The sequence below is a fragment of the Pseudomonas sp. IT-P4 genome (assembly GCF_949767755.1).
Taxonomy (GTDB): Bacteria; Pseudomonadota; Gammaproteobacteria; order Pseudomonadales; family Pseudomonadaceae; genus Aquipseudomonas; species Aquipseudomonas monachiensis.
Genome location: NZ_CATKPX010000015.1, coordinates 1 through 20,749, shown reverse-complemented (window position 1 = coordinate 20,749; position 20,749 = coordinate 1). Strand labels below are relative to the sequence as shown.

The following is a 20,749-nucleotide window of genomic DNA, read 5'->3' as shown; positions in this document are numbered from 1 at the left end:
TTTCGTTCTGCATGCTGATTCTCGGCGTAATGAGTGCCAGCAGATCAAACCCCATCACCGACACTTTGAACCTCGCAAACCCACTGACACTTGCAAGCCAGATAATGGAACAAGGTCTTGAATCCAACAAACTCATCACGACAGCAATAATTTTTTTATTTATTTCAGTACTGCACAAAACCTTCAAACACCTGAGAATCAATCCCGTATGGAGTCGATACTGATGAAAAAATTCACGGCGCAGAGCATTGACTTCTCCTATACGGACAAGCCCCTCTTGACCCAGGCATCTCTTGAGGTTGCTCAAGGTGACATTGTCGGCATTCTGGGGCCCAATGGATCTGGAAAAACAACTTTTTTCGATATCGTCTGCGAGCTTAAAAAAGCAAAGTCCGGCTTGATAAAAAACGACTTCAGTCAGTTTTTATACCTTTCTCAAATCATCACCACTCCCCCGCCGCTACGCATGCGTGACATTTTTAAAATGGTGACTGCGCTGTCATCAAGCGAGCCCATGACACAAGATAAAACCCTGAAAAAACTAAGCGCGTGGAGCCCTGCGATAGTTGACCGATACCAAGATATCTGGAACAAAAAATCATCGCTGTGCAGCTACGGAGAGACACGCTGGTTCTTTACTCTCACTCTTCTTTCAATTTCTGCAGACTTCGTGATTCTCGATGAGCCTACCGCCGGTGTAGACCCGGAATTTCGTCGCTATATTTGGCAATGCCTACGCGGCGCCGCCAGTGAGGGCACCGCTATTCTGGTTTCCTCGCACAATGTTGATGAGGTAATTAACCATTGTGATTATTTTTACATGATTAGCCAGAAACGCTTCAATCGCTTTGCCAATGGTAGGGAGTTCATGCATCGGTATGGAGTAAATACTGTGGACGATGCGTTTATCCGAGCCGTTACTGAGCCTGTATTCACAGCATAAGGCCGGTCGACTGCTCGCGAAAACCGTCCAGGCGTACCGATTCCTCCAACTGCATCGCTTTATCGTTCACGTCCATCGCGAGCAAGCTCGCTCCTACAGGGATCAGGTCAGGCTTGAGAGATACGCCCACGGATAAATCCCCTGCTCATGCCCATCGCTGAACACCAGTTGCAGGCCATACCCTTGCGGATTCAGTTCGATCACCTGAACCCGCTCATCCACCATCGGCGCCATCCCCCGCAACCGAAACGCCCGGCATTGCGAACACGGGCACTGCCGACGCAGTTCGGCGTGTTCGAACACCTGTTCACGACCATCCGGCCAGTTCAGTCGCAACTGCTGTTTGCTGCGGGAATTGCCAATCGCCAGCGGGTTCATTGCAGTTGACTCAAAGCAATGCGCACGGCCTTGCGCACTTCCGGGTCGCCGTCGTCCTGTGCGGCCTGCAACGGCGCAATGGCCCGTGGGTCGTTCAATTCGCCCAGGGCCAGCGCGGCTTCCTTGCGCAGGTTGCTGATGCGGTGGCCGAGGGTGTCGATCAGGGCGTCGAGCGCCGGTACAAAACGCAAGCGACCGAGGCTGCGGGTGGCGCGCAGGCGCACTTGCCAGTAATCGTCGTCCAGGGCGTCGATCAGGGCCGGGCCGGCGTCGAGGTGGCCGACCTTACCCAGGGTGGTGGCGGCTTCTTCGCGGACTTGCCAGGCAGCGTCGCGCAAGGCCTGGCGCAGGGCCGGCAGCACCTGTGCGTCAGACGCCAGGCCCAGCGCCCCGGTGGCGGCGCGCCGAACTTCAGTGTCCGGGTCAGCGCTGGCCAACCGCGCCAAGGCCGGCAAGGCATCGAGTTGCTTGAGCCAGCCGAGCACGCCCACCGCCTCGCGGCGCACGCTGGCGCTTTCATCGGCCAATGCAGCGGCAGCCGCCGAGGCGGCATCAGGACAACGCAACTCGCGCAACGCCCTGAATGCGGCGATGCGTACGCCGCTGTCGGCGTGCCCGGTCCACGGCAGAATGACTCGGCCCGCCGCTTCACTCTTGAGCAGGCTGAGGCTTTGCGCGGCGGCCGCCTGAACCGCCGGAGATGGATCGGTCAGGGCCTGGCACAATGCCTCGACCACCGGCTCGTCCTCCCAGGCTTCCAGCAGGCGCGCGGCTTCGGCGCGAACATCTGCAATCGGGTCTTCGGCCAGTCGATCGATCAGCCACAGCAGGCCGTCCGGCTCCTCGAGATCGGCCAGTTCGATCAGCGCGATCCGGCGTACACCGGGGTCGTCATCGGTCAGGCGCGGCTGCAGGGCAAGAATGTCGTCGTTATCGGTTACATCGAATAGTGAGGTCATAGGGCAAATCGCGGCAGTTTGGTTTCAGGAGGAAGTCCCAGCGGGTTCAGGCGCGGCAGTTGCCGACCGTCTTCGTGGCGCAGGAGTTCGAGGCAATGTCGTTTGAGGTGCGAGAATTCAGGGCTGGTCACCAGTTCGGTGCAGCGCGGCCTCGGGAAGTCCAGGCGCAGGTCTTCGATGATCCGCCCGGGGCGCGGTCCCATGACCAGCAAGCGGTCGGCGAGGAACAGCGCTTCGTCGATGTCATGGGTGACAAACACCACGGTGGTGCGGATGCGCGTCCAGATGTCCAGCAGCAGTTCCTGCATGTTCAATCGGGTCAGGGCATCGAGGGCGCCGAAGGGTTCGTCCATCAGCAACAGGCGCGGACGGTTGACCAACACCCGGGCGATTTCCACCCGTTGCTGCATGCCGCCGGAGAGCTGATCGGGCCAGCGCCCGGCAAAGCCTTCGAGGCCCACCAGGGCGAGGATTTCATCCGCTGCCTTGTGCCGTTCGGCCTTGCCGATGCCTTGCATTTTCAAACCGAACGCCACGTTGTCACGCACCGTGCGCCACGGAAACAGCGTGTGCTGCTGGAACACCATGCCCCGTTGTGGCGATGGGCCCGCCACCGCTGCGCCATCCACGTTCAAGGTGCCGGTGCGCGGTTGCAGGTGGCCGGCCAGGGCGCCGAGCAAGGTCGATTTGCCGCAACCCGACGGCCCGAGAATGCACACGAACTGCCCCGGTTCGATCTGGCAATCGAGGCCCTGCACTGCTTCGAAAGCCGTGTCGCCCTCGCCCAGGCTGATCGACAGCCCGCGAATGTCGATACGCCCTTCCAGGTGTTGAAAAACGCTCATCAGGCTTTTCCTCGTGGTCGATGCCAGGGCGTGAACAGCCCGCCCAGACGCTTGATCAACAGGCTGCTGCCCATCCCGAGCACGCCGATCAGCAACATGCCGACCACGATGTCGGCGTAGTTCTGGATGGTGTAGGACTCCCAGGTGTAATAGCCAATGCCAAACTGGCCGGAGATCATTTCCGCCGTCACCAGGCAGAACCACGAAGTGCCCATGCCGATGGCCAGGCCGGTGATGATGCTGGGCGCAGCGCCCGGCAGAACGACCTCCAGCAGGATGGCCCGGCGCCCCGCCCCGAGGCTTTTCGCCGAGGCGATCAGCCGTGGGTCGACGCTTTCGACGCCGTGCACGGTGTTGAGCAGGATCGGGAACAGTGCGCCGGTGAAGGTGATGAACACCATCGACAGCTCCGAGGAGGGAAACATCAGGATCGCCAGGGGAATCCATGCCACCGCAGGGATCGGGCGCAGCACTTCCAGGGGCGGCAGCAAGAGATCTTCGGCCCATTTCGAGCGGCCGATGGCCAGGCCCAGGGCCACGCCGATGATCAGCGCCGCGAGGTAACCGGCGAACACCCGGCCGAGGCTGCTGCCCAGGTGTTGACCGAGTTTGCCCGAGTCGCCGAGGCCGAGGGCAGCTTCAATGACCGCCACGGGTGTCGGGACGTTGGCGAAGGTCACCAGGCCGAGGTTCCAGTGGTGGCTGGCGGCGAGTTGCCAGAATACGAGGCAGAGCAGCAAGGATGCGGCTCTGGGGATCCAGCGTGAATATGATTGGTACACAATTATTCCTCTCAACCCTGGACCCTGTGGGAGCGGCGGTGCGGCGATCCCACAGGGGATTGCGGTGTTATGACTGTTAGCGAACCGCCACGGCCTGCGCGGTAGCATCAGTGAAGTCGAGGACCTTGCCGCCTTGCGCCGTGGCGAACTGTTGGGCCTGGCCCTTGAGCAGGAACGCGCTCAGTTGCCCTTTGCGATCGGTGGCAAACCACGCCTGATCCGCCAGCAACTTGATCCCGCTGTCGCTGGCCTGGGCGTACACCGCGCGGATGTTCCTGCCTTCCTGCTTGAGGCTGGCCAGCGCGGCAAACGCCGCTTGCGCCGAGGCGTACTGGCGGACTTTCGGCTCGCCGCGCACCCAGATTTCCGCCACGTGGCTGAAGTCGGTGATGGCTTGGCCGCTGGCGGCATCGATGGCCTTGAGCGGCGCCGGCCCGTAACTGGCCAGTTGCGCGCTGTAGTCCAGGTTCGAGGCCTTGAAGGCGGCGCGGATGTATTGGTCGTCGATGAAGGTGTTGAGATCGAGCCCGCGATCGGCCTTCTTCAACAACTTGAGGGTATCGATGGCGGTGCCCACGGCCTGACGGTATTCCGGCTTCCAGCTCAGGTCGCGGGTCTGCACACCGAGGGGGCCATGGAACAGGTAATTGACCTCGGCATCGACCCCGGTGACCCTGGCGATCAACTCGCTGTATTTCTCCGGTTCAGCCGCCAGCAACTGGTTGGCTTCGATGCTCGCCCGCAGGTAAGCGACGACGATTTCCGGGTACTTCTTCGCATAGGCCTGATCGACCAGCGCACCGTGGAAGGTCGGCGCGTTGGCCTGGGCACCGTCATAAATCTTGCGCGCGAAACCGCGGCTGGGGAACAGTTCGGCGAAGGGCACGAAGTCAGCATGGGCATCGATCTTGCCGGCCTGCAACGCGGAGCCGGCGACTTCCGGCGGCTGGGCGATGATGTTCACGTCCTTGAGCGGGTCCCAGCCCTGGGCCGCGACGGCCCGCAGCAACATGCCATGGGCGGTGGAAGCGAACGGCACGGAAATGGTCTTGCCCTTGAGCTCTGCGAGCGACTGCACGCCCGATGCGCTCGGCACCACGATGCCGTTGCCACTGCCCTTGATGCTGCCCGACAGCACGCTGATGAACAGGCTGTGCTTGCCCGCCGTTTCGAACGCCACGCCGTTGAACGCGCCGGGGAAGTCGGCCATGGCGCCGAAGTCGAGCTTGCCGGCCACCATCTCATTGGTCAGGGGGGCGCCGCTGGTGAAGTTTTTCCACTGCACCTCGTATTGGGCGTCTTTGTAGGGGCCATCGTGGGGCAGGTATTTGTCCAGCAGACCGAGTTCGCGAATCAACAATCCGCCGGCGGCGCAGTTGATGGTGGTGTCCTGGGTGCCGATGGCAATGCGGATGGTTTCGGCCGAGGCCGACAGGGTGAATGAAGCCAGTACCAGACCGGCTAAAGCTGCACGCAACATCATGAGTGTTTCCCCTCGAATCATTTATTGGATGTTCGTCTCCGCCACGATCAGGGCGCGGTGGGAAACGAGGGGTGTCTTGAATCAGGCGTCCGGTGGTGCCGGATGGCGTTTTGTTGTCTGGGCTGGCCTCTTCGCGAGCAAGCCCGCTCCCACAGTTGATAGTGTTTCAGCGCAGCAGGTACGGGATCTCTACTTTCACAGCCCCTGTCGGGCAGTCCTTTTCACAGGGCATGCAGTACCAGCATTCATCGAACGCCATGTAGGCCTTTTGCGTGGCCGGGTTGATCGCCAGCAGGTCCATCGGGCAGACGTCGACGCACACGGTGCAGCCTTTGTGAGCGATGCATTTGTCCTCGTCGATGGTGACGGGGGCGTTGGAACGGAAGAAGATTTCCTGGGCTTGATAGGCCATTTCACGGTCTCTCTCTTGGGTGATGCTCAGGCGGCATCCGCGCCGACCCGCAGCCGGTCGTAGGCCTGCAACTCGTCGGCATCGAGCGGGATGATGTAAGGCTCGACGGCTTTCTTGAAACTGCTCATCAAACCGTTTTCGTCTTTCTTCAGGTGGCAATGGCAGAACCAGTCGCGGTCGTTGCGTTGCGGGTGATCGACGCGGTGGTGGTAAAGCCCCCAGCGGCTCTCGGCGCGGAACAATGAAGCCCGGGCGGCCATTTCGGCGCAGTCGCGGATCATGCTGACTTCCATGGCGCGCATCAGTTCGTGGGCGTTGTGGGCCTTGATCTGGTCGAGATCACGCTGGATGTCGCTGAAGCGTTGCAGGCCGATCTGCATCTTCCTGGTCACTTTCGGCGGTTGCAGGTAGTCATTGACGAAGCGCCGCAGCTTGTACTCGACCTGGGCCGGTGGCAGGCCGTGCTCACGATCCAGCGGTGCGTAGACCCGTTGCTTTTCGGTTTCGATCTGCCGCGCATCCAGCGCCGAAAACTCGCGCCCGGCGACAAAATCCGCCGCGTTGTGGCCAGCGAACCAGCCGTAGGTGAACGCGCCAAGCATGTAGTTGTGCGGCACGGCGGCCATGTCCCCCGCCGAGTACAAGCCCTTGACCGAGGTCTCGGCCTTCTCGTTGACCCACACCCCCGACGCCGAATGCCCGCTGCAAAAACCGATCTCGGAGATGTGCATCTCGATCATCTGCGTGCGGTAGTCGGTGCCGCGATTGGCGTGGAACTGGCCGCGACTCGGACGCTCGTTGCTGTGCAGGATCTCTTCGATGTTCTGGATGGTTTCCTCGGCCAGGTGATCGAGCTTGAGGAACACCGGACCATTACCGCTTTCCAGCTCCTGATGGAATTCCCACATCATCTGCCCGCTCCAGTAGTCGCACTCGATGAAGCGTTCGCCCTTGTTGTTGGCGGTGTAGCCGCCCAAGGGGCCGGTGACGTAGGCGCAGGCCGGGCCGTTGTAATCCTTGATCAGCGGGTTGATCTGGAAGCATTCCAGGTTCGCCAGTTCGGCCCCGGCGTGGTAGGCCATCGAGTAGCCGTCGCCGGCATTGGTCGGGTTTTCGTAGGTGCCCATCAGGTAGCCGGAGGACGGTAATCCCAGGCGTCCGGCGGCACCGCAGGCGAGGATCACTGCCTTGGCCTTGATCACATGGAAGTCCGCCGTGCGGCAATCAAAGCCCATCACCCCGTTGACCGCGCCCTCTTCGTCCGTCAGCAATCGGGTGCAGACCAGGCGATTGGTGATGCTCACCCGCGCGCGCTTCAACTGCCGATAGAGGACTTTCTTGATGTCGTGCCCTTCCGGCATCGGCAACACATAAGCGCCCATGTGGTGAACCTTCTTCACCGCGTAGTCGCCGGTTTCGTCCTTCTCGAATTTCACGCCCCAGCGGTCCAGTTGCGAGAGGGTTTCAAAGCTGTGGGTGGCATAGGCGTACACCGCGGCCTGATTGACGATGCCGTCGTTGGCGATGGTGATTTCCTTGGTGTATTGCTCAGGCGTCGAGTGACCGGGAATGATCGCGTTGTTCAGGCCGTCCATGCCCATGCTGATCGCGCCGCTGCGCTTGACGTTGGCCTTGTCGATCAACAACACCCGCAGGTCGCGGTTGCGTTCCTTGGCCTTGATCGCCGCCATGGGGCCGGCGGTGCCGCCGCCTATGACAACGATGTCGTATTCCTGCTCCAACGTGCTGCGCGTCATGCCTGCTCCCCTTTTTGCCGGTCGATCCGCAGGCGGTACTGGAAAGCATCGCCACGGTAGTAAAGGTGTTCGAAGTCCAGCGGCCGACCCTCGACATCATGGGTCAGGCGCTCGATGCGCATGATCGGCGAGCCGGGTTCAACGTTCAGCGCCTGGGTCAGGTCGCTGTCGGCCAGCACCGCATCGATGGCCAGGTCGGCGTGCCCCAGGGCCAGGCCGCAGTCGTTTTCCAGGATCAGGAAAATGTCGCGGGTGACCAGGTCGGCTTTTTCCAGGCGCTCACCAACGGCCTTGGGCAGGTAGGTGATTTCCAGGGAAACCGGCTCGCGATTGATCAGGCGCACACGCTTGATCTGCGCCACGACCTCGCCTTCGGCCACCTGCAAACGCTCGGCGACGAGCTTGTCGGCGGCAATGAACTTGAAGCTGCGCAGGCGGTTGATCACCTCATAGCCGCGACCGGTCATGGACTCGGCCAGGCCTTGCAGGGTGCTGACGTTCTGGAAGGTTTTCGGCTTGGCGACGAAGGTGCCCTTGCCGTGGATCTTGAAGATCAGCCCCTCCTTTTGCAGGTCGCCCAAGGCCTGGCGCACGGTGATGCGACTGACCTTGAACAACGCGCCAAGCTCGCTTTCGGAAGGCATCTGGCTGTCTTGCGGGTATTCGCCGTCGAGGATGCGTGCGCGCAGCACGTCTCGCAGCTGGGTGTGCAACGGGACGCTGCTCAGGGATAGAACGTTATCGGTCATGGCAGATCACTTGTTATAACGAGTTATGACGTGATCTTAGAGAGGTTATGACAGGCTTGAGAAATACCGAATGCGCATAAGGTTAGAAGTGCAACACAACCAAAAACTGTAGGAGCTGCCGCAGGCTGCGATCTGTTGATTTTGTTTTTTAAGCCAGGATCAAAAGATCGCAGCCTCCGGCAGCTCCTACAGGGGATTGTGTGTGGTCTGAAGGATCAGTGGCGCTTGAGGATCTGGTCCATCACCCAATCGGTCTTCAGCGCCTGCTCGGCCACGGCCGGGTGCTGGGCCTCGCCACGAATATGCGCATTCATGCCCATTACGTGGTGCCACTGAATGTGGGCGTGATGCTCGATGGTCAGGCTGAGGTGTTCATCGGCGTGCAGCTCGACCGGGTGTTCATCGAAGACTGAAAAGGTGATCCGGCCTTTGCTGCCAATCACTTCGACCCGGTCTTCGCGACGGTCCGCAACGAAGTTCCAGCAGCCCATGCCCAGAGCCCCGCTAGCAAACCGCCAGGTGGCGCTGACGGCATCTTCGGCCGCATACATACCGGCCTGGCGTGCGGTGAACCCGGCGACTTCGACGATATCGCCCAGCAGGTACTGAAACAGGTCCAGGCCATGGCTGGCCAGATCCGCAAAGTAGCCACCACCGGCAATCGCCGGATCGGTGCGCCAGTTTTCACTGCCATTGCGATCCGCTGCCGACGGGGCTTTGGTGAGGGTCCAGCTCAGGTGCCGGACCTCGCCGATCCGCCCTTCCTCCAGCCATTGCCGCACTTGCCGGAAGCGTGGCAACGAACGTCGGTAATAGGACACGAACAAGTGCAGCCCGGCATCGGCAAACACCTGCTGCATCTCGCGGCTTTGCCCGGCATTCAGCGCCATCGGTTTTTCCACGCAGCAATGCTTGCCGGCGGCGGCCACCTGCAAGGCATAGGCGTGATGGCTGTCGGGCGGCGTGGCGATGTACACCGCGTCGACCTCGGGATCGTTGATCAGCGCCTGCGCATCGGTGTAGACCCGCGCGATACCGTGGCGCGCGGCGTAGTCGGTAACGGCTTCCAGGCGCCGGCCCATCACCGCCACCAACGCCGATCCGGGTGCCTTGTAGAAGGCTGGCGCGCTTTTGCGTTCAGCGACACTGCCACAGCCGATCATGCCCCAGCGCACCAGGTTCATAGGCTCTCCTTGCTTATCAGCCGACGCGCAATGCGCGCAGGTCCAGTCGACCGTCCTTGAGCGGCGGGCACCAGTAGTAGCCGCCGGTGATCGGACGGCTGATGCGGTACAGACCGTCGGTGATGCCGTCTTCCAGGCCACTCATGCGGCGCAGTTGGGCTTCGAAGGCATCGAGGGAAAAGCCGAAGGCCAGGAACATCAGGCCGGCGCGGTCGCCTTCGATCCACGGCATCGAGCGACGCACCACGAAGGCCTCGGGCGCAAAGCTTTCCTGGGCGGTGCGTTTGACGTGGGCGGAAACCGGCGCGTCGTCGAGCTCTTCGTTATCGCTCAAGCGGCGACCCATGATGTTGTCTTTTTCATCCGCCGACAGCCCATGGAAACCTTTCAGGTCATGCTGCCACTGCTGGATCGCGGCGAAGCTGCCACCCACCGTACCGTCCGCGCCCTCACCCACCAGGGCGGCGGCCACGGCGGCGGCGTCGTGGGGGTTCTCGGTGCCATCTTCATAGCCGGTCAGGTCGTGGCCATTCATGTGGCGGAAAGTTTCGTTCATCTGCACCAGGCGCAACGCCGGGGCCAGTGCCGCTTCGATGGCGTTGCTGCGGTTGAGCAACTCGCCACGGTCTTCACCGTGCAGCCAGCACCAGAGCGCATGTTGAGTCGACGGATTGTCGACGCCGACACCCGCCAAAGCCGGGAAAGTACGCAGGCCTTCGATCTGCCCCTCCAGTGCCTTGACCAGGGATTCGCCGAAGCCGACGACAGCCGATTTCCCGTCCACCCGTTGCATCAAGTTGTCGAGCGCAGCCGGCAGTGCCGCGGCGGATTCGAGGGCGAAGAACATATGGCGGGCTTGAGGCGGAACAGGGGTGGCGAGAATGCCCGGCTGGTAATGGCTCATATGAACTCCTTGAAAAAGAGCACAGAGTTTAACCGGAGTACGAGGGTTTGTGTGCCGTGAGAGGCCACAGAAGCCACTCGCCACAAAAGATCAAACCACGCTGGGGATTTCGTTGCGGAACGCACTCGGGCTCATGCCGGTCCAGCGCTTGAACGCCCGGCGAAAGCTGCGCACGTCGCTGTAGCCGACTTCTTCGGTGATGCGTTCAATGGACATGTCCGGGTTGGCCAGCAGGCTCATGGTGCGGGCCTGACGCACTTGTTCCAGCAGCGCTTCGAAGGTCAATGCATGTTCGGTGAGGCGGCGGCGCAAGGTGCGGCTGCTCATGTTCAGGTCGCCGGCGATTTTCTCGATGTGGCTGCCTTCGGTCAGGTCCCGGGCAATCGCCCGTTCCACGGCCTGGATCAGGTCCATTTTCTGGTGCACCTGCGCGGCTTCCAGCTCGAGCAGTTTCACGGCCTGACGCAGGGCCAGGGAATGGTGATTGGGCAAGTGAACGCCCAGCCAGTGTGCCTCGATCACCATGCGGTTTTGCAGGCAGCCGAAACGCACGTCCGGCCCCAGCAGGCGCGAATATTCGCCGAGATACTCCGGCGCGGCATGCATGAACTCCACGGCCATCGGCTTGAAATCCGCCCCGACCAGCGCCCGGCCGTACACCAGCAGGCTGGCGAAAAACTCCTCGACCGCGAACAACTGCACGTCGGCGAACGGCAAGCGGCATTCAACGTCGATAAACACCCGATCCCCCGCCTCCTCCACACTCGACACGACAATGCCGCCAGAGGTGTGTTGATGGCGAATGCCCAGTTCAAAGGCATCGCGCAGGGTCTTGCACAGCGACAACACATGCCCCAACAAACCCAGCGTACCGAGCACATTCTGCGCGCCGACCCACAGGCCCAGCCCCTGATTGGGCAAGGCCTTGAGCGCGCGCTGAATCATGGCCACGGCCTGGCGATAGGAAATGCGCTGCGCCGGGTCCTGCAGGTCTTCAAAGGTAAAACCCAAGCCTCGGCACAGGCTTTCGGGGTGGATGCCTTTTTGCTCGGCGACTTCGGCCAGGGTCTGCAGGAGAAACGGCGACACCAGCGCCAGTTCAAAGGTGGGATCGGTCACTTTCATTTGCATGGGGCTATACGTTCCGGGTCGAGCTGCATTCTTATTTTTGTAACCGGTTATGTCGAAGGAAGTTAGCACAGGGTGCAAAGGCTGTCCGCAGAAGTCCCCCTAAATGGCCGCCAATACCCTGCCTTGCAGGGCGCAGACAGCTTATTTCTATGTTGCGGCCCTCGTATGGATGCCGGACAGCCCGCTAACAATAATAATGAGAACACCCATGATCCCGACCCGCACGACACTTCCCCTACTGGTCATTGGCCTGGCCGGCGTCTGCGCCCTGCAACCGGCACTGGCCACCGAGGCTGGCGTGGACAACATCGGCACCGGCACCGACGGCTTTTTCATGTTGCCGCTTTCGCCCGACAGCCTTCCGGACAACATGGTTGCCTTCAACCTCTACTACAACCACTACAAAGCCACGAAGCTCAATATCAGCTCCCTCGGCGGCAAGGTGCCGAACGTCGAGATCGAGTCCACGGCGGTCATTCCGCGCCTGGATTACCTCAGCCCGGTGCGGGTGTTTGGCGGCCGGCTGGGTGGCTACATCGCGCAGCCCTGGCTCAAGCAGGAAGTCTCGGTGTTCGGCTTGCAGGACACCCGCGAAGGCATGGGCGACACCACGGTCGCACCGATCATTCTCTGGGACATGGGCCCAGACCTGACCCTCGGCGCCGCCATCGAAATCACCGTGCCGACCGGCGAATACAGCGTTGATCGCCTGGCCAACACCAGCAACAATTTCTACACCTACAAACCCTTGTTCTCCTTCACCTGGCTGCCGACGGACAGAACCGAGGTGTCGATGAAGACCACCTACAGTTTCAACGAGAAAAACAAGGACACCGACTACAAGTCAGGGCAGATTTTCCACTTCGACTATTCCGCCAGTTTCAAGATCACCGACAATCTGATGCTCGGGTTGAACGGCTATTACCTCAAGCAGACCACCGACGACAAACAGTTCGGCCACACCGTGCAGTTCAATGGCCAGGACGTGAACGACGGGGTGCGCGGCCAGGTGTTTGCCATTGGCCCGGCGCTGCACTGGACCTTTCTCGAATACGCCAGCGCGGAGATTCGCTGGGCCAAGGAGTTCGACGTGGAAAACCGGCCTGAAGGGGAAATGCTTTGGGCCAAAGTCAGTATTCCGTATGCGTTCTGACTGAAATGACGCCTTCGCGAGCAAGCCCGCTCCCACAGGGGAATGCATTCCAAATGTGGGAGCGGGCTTGCTCGCGAAGGCGACGGAACAGTCACCTAACAAATTTCAGGAATACACCGGCCAAGTAGCCACAATCTTCCCACCCCGAACCGCCAGCAAATCCCCGAACTGCAATAACACCGACTCCGTCTGGGTCGGGCGCAAGAACACCTGGTCCTCCACCGTCAGCCCCACCGCCGCCGACCCATTGACCATTTCCTGGTTCGAACTACGGCCATACACACCATTGCTCTGCAACCCCGCGGGCGACTCGAACTGCGCCATCCAGTTACCGCCATAGATGAAATACGTTTCGCGCTGATTGGTGTCCCACCAGGAAAACAGCCTGGACTTGTCATCCAGCGCCGGAATATTCACCGCCCCGGTGCTTTTCAACACGGGCGTGGCGATGTAGGCGGCCGGCACATGCTCGGCCAGTGACGGCAAATCATAGTGAGTGGGCTTGAGCATCGCCGTCCCCACCGACACTTCGCTGCTGAGCTGTTCGTGTTCATGCATGCGATAGCTCGGGCTGCCGGCGGTATTGAGGGTCAATCCTTCGCGCCACAAACCGGGGTATTGCCGACGGGTGAAATCGACGCAGCGGTGGTAAATCACCATCACCTTGGCGAACAGCTCCTCGGGCGAGCCCAGAATCCCCGGCACGCCCATGCCCACGAACGGGTCGTAGCCCATGAACCCGGCGAATTCCAGGTGCTGCGGGTGCTGGCTGATCAGCGTCAGCATCTGCCCGAGTACGCCAAGGTTGTTGACGCCACCGCGATGCAGCCCGACATCCAGTTCGATGTTGACCTGCATTCGCGTGCCCAGCCCTTGGGCCAGGGCGAGGTATTGCTGCAGGCGCTGCGGTGTATCGAGCAACCATTGCAATTGCGTCGAAGGGTCGAAAGGCCCCTTGTGCGACTGATAGAACAACTCGGCCGAACGCACGGGCAGCGGCTTGCCCAACAGAATGTCGGCCTCGGCAAACTGCACCGCGTCATGGTTGAGAAACGGCTGGTGAAACGACATCAGGCGTTGGGTGCCGGCGCGCCGGGCGATGTAGGCCAGGAGCCCCGGCGCCGGCAGTGATTTTTCCACCAGGCGCAGGTGCTTGCCGGCGCGCTTGACCGATTGCATCACCACATCGATGTTGTGATCCAGCCGATCAAGGTCGATCAGCATCACTGGTCGCATCGGCCCGTGGTCCTTGAGTTCGCGGTTCAGCGTACGGAAGTAATCGCTGTACGGCGCGCCTCGGTCACTCGGCCGCAGCCACGTCCCGACACCCACCAGCAAGGCGCCGACGCCTGCGCTGCCAAGCAAGAAATTGCGGCGATTGACGGCCATCAGCTCACCCCCAGAATGGAAGACAGATGCGCATTGAGAAATTTGCCGCCGGGGTCGAGTGCCTGCCGCACCTGGATGAATTCCTGCCAGCGCGGGTACAGCGGCTGCAGGTTTTTCGCGTTCAGCGTGTGCAACTTGCCCCAGTGCGGCCGGCCGTTGTACTTCCAGAAAATCGGCTCGATGGCGGCGAACAAGTTGTGATGATCCATCTGGTAATGCTGATGGACCGAGATCGAACAGCTGTCGCGGCCTTCGAACATGCTCAGTGGAATGTCGTCGGCCTTGACGTACCGGTACTCGATCGGAAACCAGGTGCGCAGGTCTTTGTCCTGGATCAGTTTGAGAATCTCGCGCAAACAGGCCGGGCCGTATTCGGCCGGCACGGAATATTCCATTTCATTGAAACGCACCGTGCGCACGTTGGCGTAGATATCGAACGAGTCCCCCACCCGGTCATCGAAACTGGCCAGGTGGCGCAGGTTGTTGAGCAGGGTGCGGCGCAGGTCCGGGAAGTCGCTGGCGTATTTGTCGATCTTCTCGATCAGCGTGACAAACTCGTTGCCGCCCTCCTCATCCGCCGGCACCGGCGGTGTGGCCGGGTCGGTGGTTTCGTTCAGGGCGATCGACAAGGCGTAGTCCGAATGGGTCACCACGAGCATTTCCCAGTGCTGGTTTTCCCGGGTGTTCTTGTCCAGGTCCTCCAGCAGTTCTTCAGTCTTGGCGATCCATTGGCGCTCCCGCAAGCGGTACGCCGGGCGGTTTTGCAGGCGCACCCTGGTGGCCACGCCCAACGCCCCCAGGGACACCCGGGCTGCGCTGTACACTTCAGGATGGCGACTGGCGTCGCAGTCCAGCACGTCGCCACTGGCAGTCACCAACTGCATGCCGCAGACATGCGCCGAATAGGATTGAAAGTTTTTGCCGGTACCGTGGGTCGAGGTCGAGATCGCGCCCGCCAGGGTCTGGTAATCGATGTCAGCCATGTTTTGCAGGGCCTGGCCGATGTCCTTGAGCGGCGTGCCCATGCGTGACATCGGCGTGCCAGCGGCGAACTCGGCTTGCAGGGTTTGCGGGTCGTGATCGAGCAAACCGGTGAAATAGCTCAGCGACAGCAAGGTGCCGTCGGTGGGCACCAGCGCGCTGAAGGAATGCGCCGAGCCCACCGGGCGAATCCTGCCGGAGGCCTGGCGCACCACTTGCGTCAACTCATCCAGGTTCTTTGGTGCCAGTCGCGCCGCCGGCAGGCAACTCTGGCCGCCCGACCAGTTGCGCCAGGGAATCAGGCGTGGCGCGCGCAGCAGCTCGGCCAGCGCCGGCGTTGAGCCGAGCGCGGTAAAGGCGCCGATGACGCTCGCCCGTTGCAACAACTGACGCCGTGTCAGGTCCATCGTCATGAATCGCACCCTGCCGTTCTTGTTATTGGATGGGCTGGCCGGACATAAAGGCAATCAGCGCCAGGAACTGTTCTTGCGAACACTGCATGCACATGCCCATCGGCGGCATGCCGTTGTAACCGTTGATCGCGTGGTCGAGCAGCGTGTCGGCGCCCTGCAATACCCGTGGTTGCCAGGCCTTGATGTCGCCGGTCAGCGGCGCCCCGGCCGCCGGGTTGGCATGGCACAGCTTGCAGCTGTTGTCGTAGACCTGCGCCAGCTCGGCGTCGGCGGGCCTCGCGGCGCTCGCTTCGCTGCGGGTCGGCGGGTTGTTCGACTGTTCGCCGCACCCCGCCAGCAACACCGCGAAGATGCACCCCGCCAAGGCCAAACAAAGGCTAGGCTTTTCAGTTAATCGGCTTGCCCGCATGGCTGTCCTCTCATTGGCTGCCCGGCCAGCCGGGTGCAGCTTTTTTGTTGTGATCAAGCTGAGGTCAACACTAAGGCACCCGGCGTGGGTGAGTTGAGGGCATTGGGGGCCAACAAGGGGCGCTTCTGAGGCCATGACGGAAAGCACCGACAAATCCCCAGACATCACGCCGTGCGGAAAAACGCTGAGATGAGTCATGACAAGCGTTGCTGAGGTCTGCTAAAACGATTCATCAGTGCATCAGCCAATCCAGAGGGGTAGCGACATGACCACAGCCAATATTCTCCAGAATCTGTTCCCAAGCCCCGCCGACATCCCGGAAAAGTACCGCCTTGACGGCCAGACCGAGCAGCGCGAGTACCTGGTCGATGGCCAACTCAGAACCTGGAACGGGCCGCTGGCCCAGGTCCGCAGCCCGGTGTACCTGGCAGGCCCGAATGGCGACGAACAAGTGATCCTCGGCAGCACGCCACTGCTCGATGCCGACACCGCCTTGACCGCCCTGGACGCCGCCGTCCGCGCCTACGACCGCGGCCAGGGCCTGTGGCCGACCATGCGCGTGGCCGAACGCATCCAGCACGTCGAAACCTTCCTCGGGCGCATGCGCGAGCAGCGCGACGCCGTGGTCAAGTTGCTGATGTGGGAAATCGGCAAGAACCTCAAGGACTCGGAAAAGGAGTTCGACCGTACCTGCGACTACATCGTCGACACCATCAACGCGCTGAAGGAACTCGACCGCCGCTCCAGCCGTTTCGAACTGGAACAGGACACCCTCGGCCAGATCCGTCGCGTGCCGATGGGCGTGGCCCTGTGCATGGGGCCTTACAACTATCCGTTGAACGAAACCTTCACCACGCTGATCCCGGCGCTGATCATGGGCAACACCGTGGTGTTCAAGCCGGCCAAGCTCGGCGTGCTGCTGATTCGCCCGCTGCTGGAGGCCTTCCGCGACAGCTTCCCGACCGGGGTGATCAACGTCATCTACGGCAGCGGCCGCGAGACGGTCAGTGCGCTGATGGCCAGCGGCAAAATCGACATCTTTGCCTTCATTGGCACCAACAAGGCCGCCAGTGACCTGAAAAAACTCCATCCGAGACCCCACCGCTTGCGCGCGGCGCTGGGCCTGGATGCGAAAAACCCGGGCATCGTCCTGCCGGAAGTGGATCTGGACAATGCGGTCAGTGAAGCGCTGACCGGTTCACTATCGTTCAATGGCCAGCGCTGCACCGCCCTGAAAATCCTGTTTGTCCATGAAGACGTGGTCGAGTCCTTCATCGACAAATTCAATGCCAGGCTCGCCAACCTCAAACCCGGCATGCCCTGGGAAAGTGGCGTAGCCCTGACACCCCTGCCGGAATCGGGCAAGGTCGACTATCTGCATGCACTGGTGGCGGACGCCGAGAGCAAAGGCGCCAGGGTGGTCAACCCCAACGGCGGCGAGGCTCGTGCTTCGTTCTTCTACCCGGCGGTGCTGTACCCGGTCACGCCGCAGATGCGGGTGTATCAGGAAGAACAGTTCGGCCCCGTCGTCCCCATCGTGCCGTACCGTCATCTGGATACCGTGATCGACTACGTGCTGGAGTCGGATTTCGGCCAGCAATTGAGCATCTTCGGCACCAATCCGGTGGCGGTCGGCCGGCTGGTGGACACCTTCGCCAATCAGGTCGGGCGCATCAACCTCAATGCCCAGTGCCAGCGCGGCCCGGACACCTATCCTTTCAATGGTCGCAAGAACTCGGCCGAAGGCACCTTGTCGGTCCATGACGCGCTGCGGGTGTTTTCGATCCGTACCCTGGTGGCCACCAAGTTCCAGGAAACCAACAAGGACCTGATCAGCGAGATTATCAGCGGCCGCAGTTCGAGCTTCCTGACCACCGACTACATCTTCTGAGGAGAGCCGGCCTGAGTACATCCAGAGCCCATCGACTGCCACCCTTGCTGCGCCGACTGCTGCGTCCGTTGCTGGACCCGTACCGGCGCTACCGCCATGCCCGGGTGATCCACGCGGTGCGGGTGTCGCTCGGGTTGCTGGCGACGATCCTGCTGACCACCGGGATCAACCTGCCCCACGGTGAGTGGGCGTCGGTGACCATGCTGGTGGTGATCGGCGGCCTGCAGCACCACGGCAACATCGGCAAGAAAGCCGCCGAACGCGCCATCGGCACCTTGATCGGCGCCGGTGTCGGCCTGGTACTAGTGGCACAACAGGCCTGGCTCGGGATGCCCTGGCTGACCTATTTCGCCATGTCGGTGGTCTGCGGGTTTTTCTCATATCACGCCATCGGCAAGGGTGGCTACACCGCACTGCTATCGGCGATTACCGTGTTCATCGTCGCGGGGCACGGCGACAACCCGGTTACCGATGGCTTGTGGCGCGGAGTGGACATCCTGATCGGCATTGCCCTGGCCTTGGCGTTTTCCTTCGCCCTGCCGTTGTATGCGGTTTATTCCTGGCGCTACAACCTGGCCGATGCGCTGCGTGATTGCGCGAAAATCCATGGGCGCATCATAGACGGCCAGGCTATCACCGCCGACGAACACCTCAAGCTCATGACCCGCCTGAACGCGGCGATGGTGCAACTTCGCTCACTGATGCCCTCGGTGTCCAAGGAAGTGAAGATCTCCATGACCGACCTCGATGCTCTCCAGCGCAACCTGCGCATGTGCGTCAGCACCCTGGAGATCCTCGGCAATACCCGACCGGATACCAATGACCCCGAGGCGATGTTGCTGATGCAAACGGCCTTGAAAGCCGAACATCGGCAGATTCGCGTGCAATTGATCGGCATGGCCCGGGCGTTGAAATCAGGCGCCGCCCAGCGGCTCAATCGCCCCGTGGATGTGCCCCTCGTCAGCCTCGATGCACCGGTCTACAACACGCTGGACGGGTACCGCTTGCTGACTCAACAACTGGCCGCCAACGTCGGCGAGATGCGCCAGCGCCTGGCCAAGAGCGCGCCGCGCTGGAACATCTGACGCCTGGGGCGCGGGTTACGGCGTCACCGTGCGCCGAAACTTCAGCGACCAGCCTTGTTGCATGCCGGCAGCGGCCAGCAAAATCGCCGCGACGCCGATCCATTGCAGCGGCTCCAGGCGATGGCCGAAGGCAAACCAGTCGACGAAAATCGCCGCGATCGGGTAGATGAAGGACAACGCACCTGTCAGCGCGGTCGGCAGTTTTTGAATCGCGCCGTACAGCAACACGTACATCACACCGGTGTGCACCATGCCCAGCGTCACCAGGCTGGCCCACGCGCTCGGTGCCTGGGGCAATACCGAAAGATTCGCGAATGGCGCGAGCAACAGCACGCCGGTGCTGACCTGGATCAGCGCGATCAAATGCGGCGGCGTACCCGTCAAACGCTTGATGATCAACGCGGCAATCGCATAGAGAAACGCCGCGCCCAACGCCAGGGCAATGCCCATCAGGTAGTCGCTGCCGCTCTCGCCCTGGCTGCCATGGGCGCTGACAATCGCCAGCATCCCGAGAAACGAAACGCCCAGCCAGGTCAGTTTCTGCGCGGTGATCTTTTCGTTGAGAAACAAAGCCGCCAGCCCGACCAGCATGAACGGCTGGACGTTATAGACGGCGGTGCCGATGGCAATTGATGCCCGGGAGTAGGACGCGAACAACAGCACCCAGTTGCCGACAATCGCCACACCGCTGAGCACCGCCAGCAGGAACGTAGTGCGGGTCAGAATGCCGGGACGCAGAAAGCCGAAAGCTGCGCAAATCAGCAGCAAGGTGCCGGCACCGAACAGGCAGCGCCAGAACACCACGTCCAGCACCGGTTGCCCGGACACCAGCACGAACCAGCCGATGGTACCGGAGATCAGCATGGCGGCCGTCATTTCGAACGAACCGCGGCGTAGGGTTTTATCCATCATCAGACTCCTCTGTTTGTGGCCAAAGTATGCCAATGCACCCAGGGACTACTCCAGAGCAAAAAGCAGGCTAAACTCTGAATCTGCCTTTTTTATAAAGGCCATTTTGAAAAAATGCCTAACAGAGGATTTTGCCATGACCGATGACATCGACCAGGTGCTGATCACGGCACTGATGGAAGACTCGCGACGCTCGCTCAAGGCCTTGGCGCAAATCAGCGGCCTGTCCTCCCCCAGCGTCGCCGAGCGTCTGCGCCGCCTGGAAGAGCGCGGCGTGCTCAAGGGCTACACCGTTGAAATCGACCCGAAATGCTTTGGCTATCAACTCCAGGCCATCGTGCGTATTCGCCCGTTACCGGGGCAACTGCAGGAAGTGGAACGGCAAATCATGGCCATTCCCGAATTCACCGAGTGCGACAAGGTCACCGGCGACGACTGTTTCATTGCGCGCCTGCATGTGCGCTCGATGGAGCAACTGGACACCCTGCTCGACCGTCTCAACACCCACGCTGAAACCAATACGGCAATCGTCAAGAAAACCCCGGTCAAGCGCCGTTTGCCGCCCATGGCGTGAGTGATATTTGTTTCAGACTGAAATAGATTGATGCTTTCCGGCGAAGGATTGACGGCATGAAAACTCAGGCAATGCTATTGGTGGCAATGGTGCTAGCGGGTTGCGGCACGATTCAGACGGTTGTGCGCAGTGACGAAGCGGCCGCAAAAAGCCTCAAGGACCACAAGAGTTATTGCGGCGCGGTGCCACGAATCTACAGCGGCGTGACCTACGACTTCTGCTACCTGAACGCGGCCCTCGAAGACGGTCGGGATGCGCAGGTACATGGTCCCGCCCCCGCTATAGTACTGCTCGACGTGGTCGTGTCCGGGGCGATGGACACACTGCTGCTGCCCTACACCATCTACCGCCAGCAAGCCGATGGCAGCATCGTCATTGTGGAGTGACCTTGAATTTCAGGTAAAAAAAACCCGCCGAA

General features: G+C 61.2%; 21 protein-coding genes. 6 read left to right on the top strand and 15 right to left on the bottom strand.

The annotated features are described in order from the left end of the window. The first annotated feature begins 223 nt into the window (after window positions 1-223). Window positions 224-943, top strand: a complete 720-nt coding sequence (locus tag ACM6IT_RS01780; protein ID WP_223542786.1) for an AAA family ATPase — start codon at window positions 224-226, stop codon at window positions 941-943. Between the two features lie 102 nt (window positions 944-1,045). On the opposite strand, the gene ACM6IT_RS01775 is transcribed toward ACM6IT_RS01780, so the two are convergent. The 11 genes from ACM6IT_RS01775 to ACM6IT_RS01725 form a co-directional block, all read right to left on the bottom strand. After that, window positions 1,046-1,321, bottom strand: a complete 276-nt coding sequence (locus tag ACM6IT_RS01775) for a DUF971 domain-containing protein (RefSeq protein WP_414917360.1) — start codon at window positions 1,319-1,321, stop codon at window positions 1,046-1,048. After that, window positions 1,318-2,280, bottom strand: coding sequence for a HEAT repeat domain-containing protein (locus tag ACM6IT_RS01770; protein WP_414917359.1), 963 nt, complete (start codon window positions 2,278-2,280; stop codon window positions 1,318-1,320). Before ACM6IT_RS01770 ends, ACM6IT_RS01775 begins: the two co-directional genes overlap by 4 nt. Beyond that, window positions 2,277-3,125 carry an ABC transporter ATP-binding protein gene (locus tag ACM6IT_RS01765; RefSeq protein WP_414917358.1) on the bottom strand — a complete coding sequence of 283 codons (849 nt, stop codon included), beginning with the start codon at window positions 3,123-3,125 and terminating at the stop codon, window positions 2,277-2,279. The genes ACM6IT_RS01770 and ACM6IT_RS01765 overlap by 4 nt, the downstream gene beginning before the upstream one ends. Next, window positions 3,125-3,907 (bottom strand): ABC transporter permease, encoded by a 783-nt coding sequence (locus ACM6IT_RS01760; RefSeq protein ID WP_414917357.1) that lies wholly within the window; start codon window positions 3,905-3,907, stop codon window positions 3,125-3,127. Before ACM6IT_RS01760 ends, ACM6IT_RS01765 begins: the two co-directional genes overlap by 1 nt. A 76-nt stretch (window positions 3,908-3,983) precedes the next feature. After that, the gene (locus ACM6IT_RS01755; protein WP_414914311.1) at window positions 3,984-5,390 is read right to left on the bottom strand and encodes an ABC transporter substrate-binding protein; all 1,407 of its coding nucleotides are present in this window, start codon (window positions 5,388-5,390) and stop codon (window positions 3,984-3,986) included. 166 nt (window positions 5,391-5,556) lie between these two features. After that, the gene (locus ACM6IT_RS01750) at window positions 5,557-5,802 is read right to left on the bottom strand and encodes a ferredoxin family protein (RefSeq protein WP_056724362.1); all 246 of its coding nucleotides are present in this window, start codon (window positions 5,800-5,802) and stop codon (window positions 5,557-5,559) included. Between the two features lie 26 nt (window positions 5,803-5,828). Further along, window positions 5,829-7,559, bottom strand: coding sequence for a fumarate reductase/succinate dehydrogenase flavoprotein subunit (locus tag ACM6IT_RS01745; RefSeq protein ID WP_223542792.1), 1,731 nt, complete (start codon window positions 7,557-7,559; stop codon window positions 5,829-5,831). Next, window positions 7,556-8,308 (bottom strand): GntR family transcriptional regulator, encoded by a 753-nt coding sequence (locus ACM6IT_RS01740; RefSeq protein WP_056724359.1) that lies wholly within the window; start codon window positions 8,306-8,308, stop codon window positions 7,556-7,558. The genes ACM6IT_RS01745 and ACM6IT_RS01740 overlap by 4 nt, the downstream gene beginning before the upstream one ends. Before the next feature lie 215 nt (window positions 8,309-8,523). Next, complete coding sequence (locus ACM6IT_RS01735) at window positions 8,524-9,492, bottom strand: Gfo/Idh/MocA family protein (RefSeq protein WP_414914309.1); 969 nt, start codon at window positions 9,490-9,492, stop codon at window positions 8,524-8,526. Between the two features lie 16 nt (window positions 9,493-9,508). Beyond that, on the bottom strand, window positions 9,509-10,396 hold the full coding sequence (locus ACM6IT_RS01730; protein ID WP_414917356.1) for a Dyp-type peroxidase: 888 nt from the start codon (window positions 10,394-10,396) through the stop codon (window positions 9,509-9,511). Window positions 10,397-10,486: 90 nt separating this feature from the next. Beyond that, complete coding sequence (locus ACM6IT_RS01725) at window positions 10,487-11,527, bottom strand: AraC family transcriptional regulator (protein ID WP_056724354.1); 1,041 nt, start codon at window positions 11,525-11,527, stop codon at window positions 10,487-10,489. Window positions 11,528-11,735: 208 nt separating this feature from the next. Between ACM6IT_RS01725 and ACM6IT_RS01720 the strand changes: the two genes are divergently transcribed. Continuing rightward, entirely contained in the window at window positions 11,736-12,680 is a 945-nt protein-coding gene (locus tag ACM6IT_RS01720; RefSeq protein ID WP_056724352.1) for a transporter, read from the top strand. A 105-nt stretch (window positions 12,681-12,785) separates the two neighbouring features. Here ACM6IT_RS01720 and ACM6IT_RS01715 read toward each other — a convergent pair whose 3' ends face one another. The 3 genes from ACM6IT_RS01715 to ACM6IT_RS01705 all read right to left on the bottom strand — a co-directional run bounded on the left by ACM6IT_RS01715 (window position 12,786) and on the right by ACM6IT_RS01705 (window position 15,872). After that, entirely contained in the window at window positions 12,786-13,994 is a 1,209-nt protein-coding gene (locus tag ACM6IT_RS01715; RefSeq protein WP_414917411.1) for a DSD1 family PLP-dependent enzyme, read from the bottom strand. A 74-nt stretch (window positions 13,995-14,068) separates the two neighbouring features. Next, complete coding sequence (locus ACM6IT_RS01710; protein ID WP_414917355.1) at window positions 14,069-15,463, bottom strand: D-arabinono-1,4-lactone oxidase; 1,395 nt, start codon at window positions 15,461-15,463, stop codon at window positions 14,069-14,071. 22 nt (window positions 15,464-15,485) lie between these two features. Then, entirely contained in the window at window positions 15,486-15,872 is a 387-nt protein-coding gene (locus ACM6IT_RS01705; RefSeq protein ID WP_414917354.1) for a c-type cytochrome, read from the bottom strand. Window positions 15,873-16,137: 265 nt separating this feature from the next. On the opposite strand from ACM6IT_RS01705, the gene ACM6IT_RS01700 reads away from it, so the two are divergent. Together ACM6IT_RS01700 and ACM6IT_RS01695 are read left to right on the top strand one after the other, a co-directional pair. Beyond that, window positions 16,138-17,763: an NADP-dependent glyceraldehyde-3-phosphate dehydrogenase gene (locus ACM6IT_RS01700; protein WP_223542794.1), complete on the top strand. Its 1,626-nt coding sequence runs from the start codon at window positions 16,138-16,140 to the stop codon at window positions 17,761-17,763. A 44-nt stretch (window positions 17,764-17,807) separates the two neighbouring features. Next, a complete protein-coding gene (locus ACM6IT_RS01695) occupies window positions 17,808-18,848 on the top strand; it encodes an FUSC family protein (RefSeq protein WP_414917353.1) in 1,041 nt (346 codons plus the stop codon). 15 nt (window positions 18,849-18,863) lie between these two features. Here ACM6IT_RS01695 and ACM6IT_RS01690 read toward each other — a convergent pair whose 3' ends face one another. Then, window positions 18,864-19,757, bottom strand: a complete 894-nt coding sequence (locus ACM6IT_RS01690; protein ID WP_056724342.1) for a DMT family transporter — start codon at window positions 19,755-19,757, stop codon at window positions 18,864-18,866. Between the two features lie 136 nt (window positions 19,758-19,893). Here ACM6IT_RS01690 and ACM6IT_RS01685 point away from each other — a divergent pair, with 136 nt between their 5' ends. Both ACM6IT_RS01685 and ACM6IT_RS01680 read left to right on the top strand, forming a co-directional pair. Then, window positions 19,894-20,331 (top strand): Lrp/AsnC family transcriptional regulator, encoded by a 438-nt coding sequence (locus ACM6IT_RS01685; protein WP_007987480.1) that lies wholly within the window; start codon window positions 19,894-19,896, stop codon window positions 20,329-20,331. Between the two features lie 56 nt (window positions 20,332-20,387). Continuing rightward, entirely contained in the window at window positions 20,388-20,717 is a 330-nt protein-coding gene (locus tag ACM6IT_RS01680) for a YceK/YidQ family lipoprotein (protein ID WP_056724340.1), read from the top strand. Window positions 20,718-20,749: the final 32 nt, after the last annotated feature.

Excerpts from the sequence above, each read along its gene's own strand:
- ACM6IT_RS01735 (WP_414914309.1), bottom strand. The coding sequence starts at position 9,492 with ATGAACCTGGTGCGCTGGGGCATGATCGGCTGTGGCAGTGTCGCTGAA.
- ACM6IT_RS01755 (WP_414914311.1), bottom strand. The coding sequence starts at position 5,390 with ATGATGTTGCGTGCAGCTTTAGCCGGTCTGGTACTGGCTTCATTCACC.
- ACM6IT_RS01750 (WP_056724362.1), bottom strand. The coding sequence starts at position 5,802 with ATGGCCTATCAAGCCCAGGAAATCTTCTTCCGTTCCAACGCCCCCGTC.
- ACM6IT_RS01775 (WP_414917360.1), bottom strand. The coding sequence starts at position 1,321 with ATGAACCCGCTGGCGATTGGCAATTCCCGCAGCAAACAGCAGTTGCGA.
- ACM6IT_RS01725 (WP_056724354.1), bottom strand. The coding sequence starts at position 11,527 with ATGCAAATGAAAGTGACCGATCCCACCTTTGAACTGGCGCTGGTGTCG.
- ACM6IT_RS01780 (WP_223542786.1), top strand. The coding sequence starts at position 224 with ATGAAAAAATTCACGGCGCAGAGCATTGACTTCTCCTATACGGACAAG.
- ACM6IT_RS01740 (WP_056724359.1), bottom strand. The coding sequence starts at position 8,308 with ATGACCGATAACGTTCTATCCCTGAGCAGCGTCCCGTTGCACACCCAG.
- ACM6IT_RS01730 (WP_414917356.1), bottom strand. The coding sequence starts at position 10,396 with ATGAGCCATTACCAGCCGGGCATTCTCGCCACCCCTGTTCCGCCTCAA.
- ACM6IT_RS01710 (WP_414917355.1), bottom strand. The coding sequence starts at position 15,463 with ATGACGATGGACCTGACACGGCGTCAGTTGTTGCAACGGGCGAGCGTC.
- ACM6IT_RS01700 (WP_223542794.1), top strand. The coding sequence starts at position 16,138 with ATGACCACAGCCAATATTCTCCAGAATCTGTTCCCAAGCCCCGCCGAC.
- ACM6IT_RS01685 (WP_007987480.1), top strand. The coding sequence starts at position 19,894 with ATGACCGATGACATCGACCAGGTGCTGATCACGGCACTGATGGAAGAC.
- ACM6IT_RS01765 (WP_414917358.1), bottom strand. The coding sequence starts at position 3,125 with ATGAGCGTTTTTCAACACCTGGAAGGGCGTATCGACATTCGCGGGCTG.
- ACM6IT_RS01745 (WP_223542792.1), bottom strand. The coding sequence starts at position 7,559 with ATGACGCGCAGCACGTTGGAGCAGGAATACGACATCGTTGTCATAGGC.
- ACM6IT_RS01690 (WP_056724342.1), bottom strand. The coding sequence starts at position 19,757 with ATGGATAAAACCCTACGCCGCGGTTCGTTCGAAATGACGGCCGCCATG.
- ACM6IT_RS01680 (WP_056724340.1), top strand. The coding sequence starts at position 20,388 with ATGAAAACTCAGGCAATGCTATTGGTGGCAATGGTGCTAGCGGGTTGC.
- ACM6IT_RS01770 (WP_414917359.1), bottom strand. The coding sequence starts at position 2,280 with ATGACCTCACTATTCGATGTAACCGATAACGACGACATTCTTGCCCTG.
- ACM6IT_RS01720 (WP_056724352.1), top strand. The coding sequence starts at position 11,736 with ATGATCCCGACCCGCACGACACTTCCCCTACTGGTCATTGGCCTGGCC.
- ACM6IT_RS01705 (WP_414917354.1), bottom strand. The coding sequence starts at position 15,872 with ATGCGGGCAAGCCGATTAACTGAAAAGCCTAGCCTTTGTTTGGCCTTG.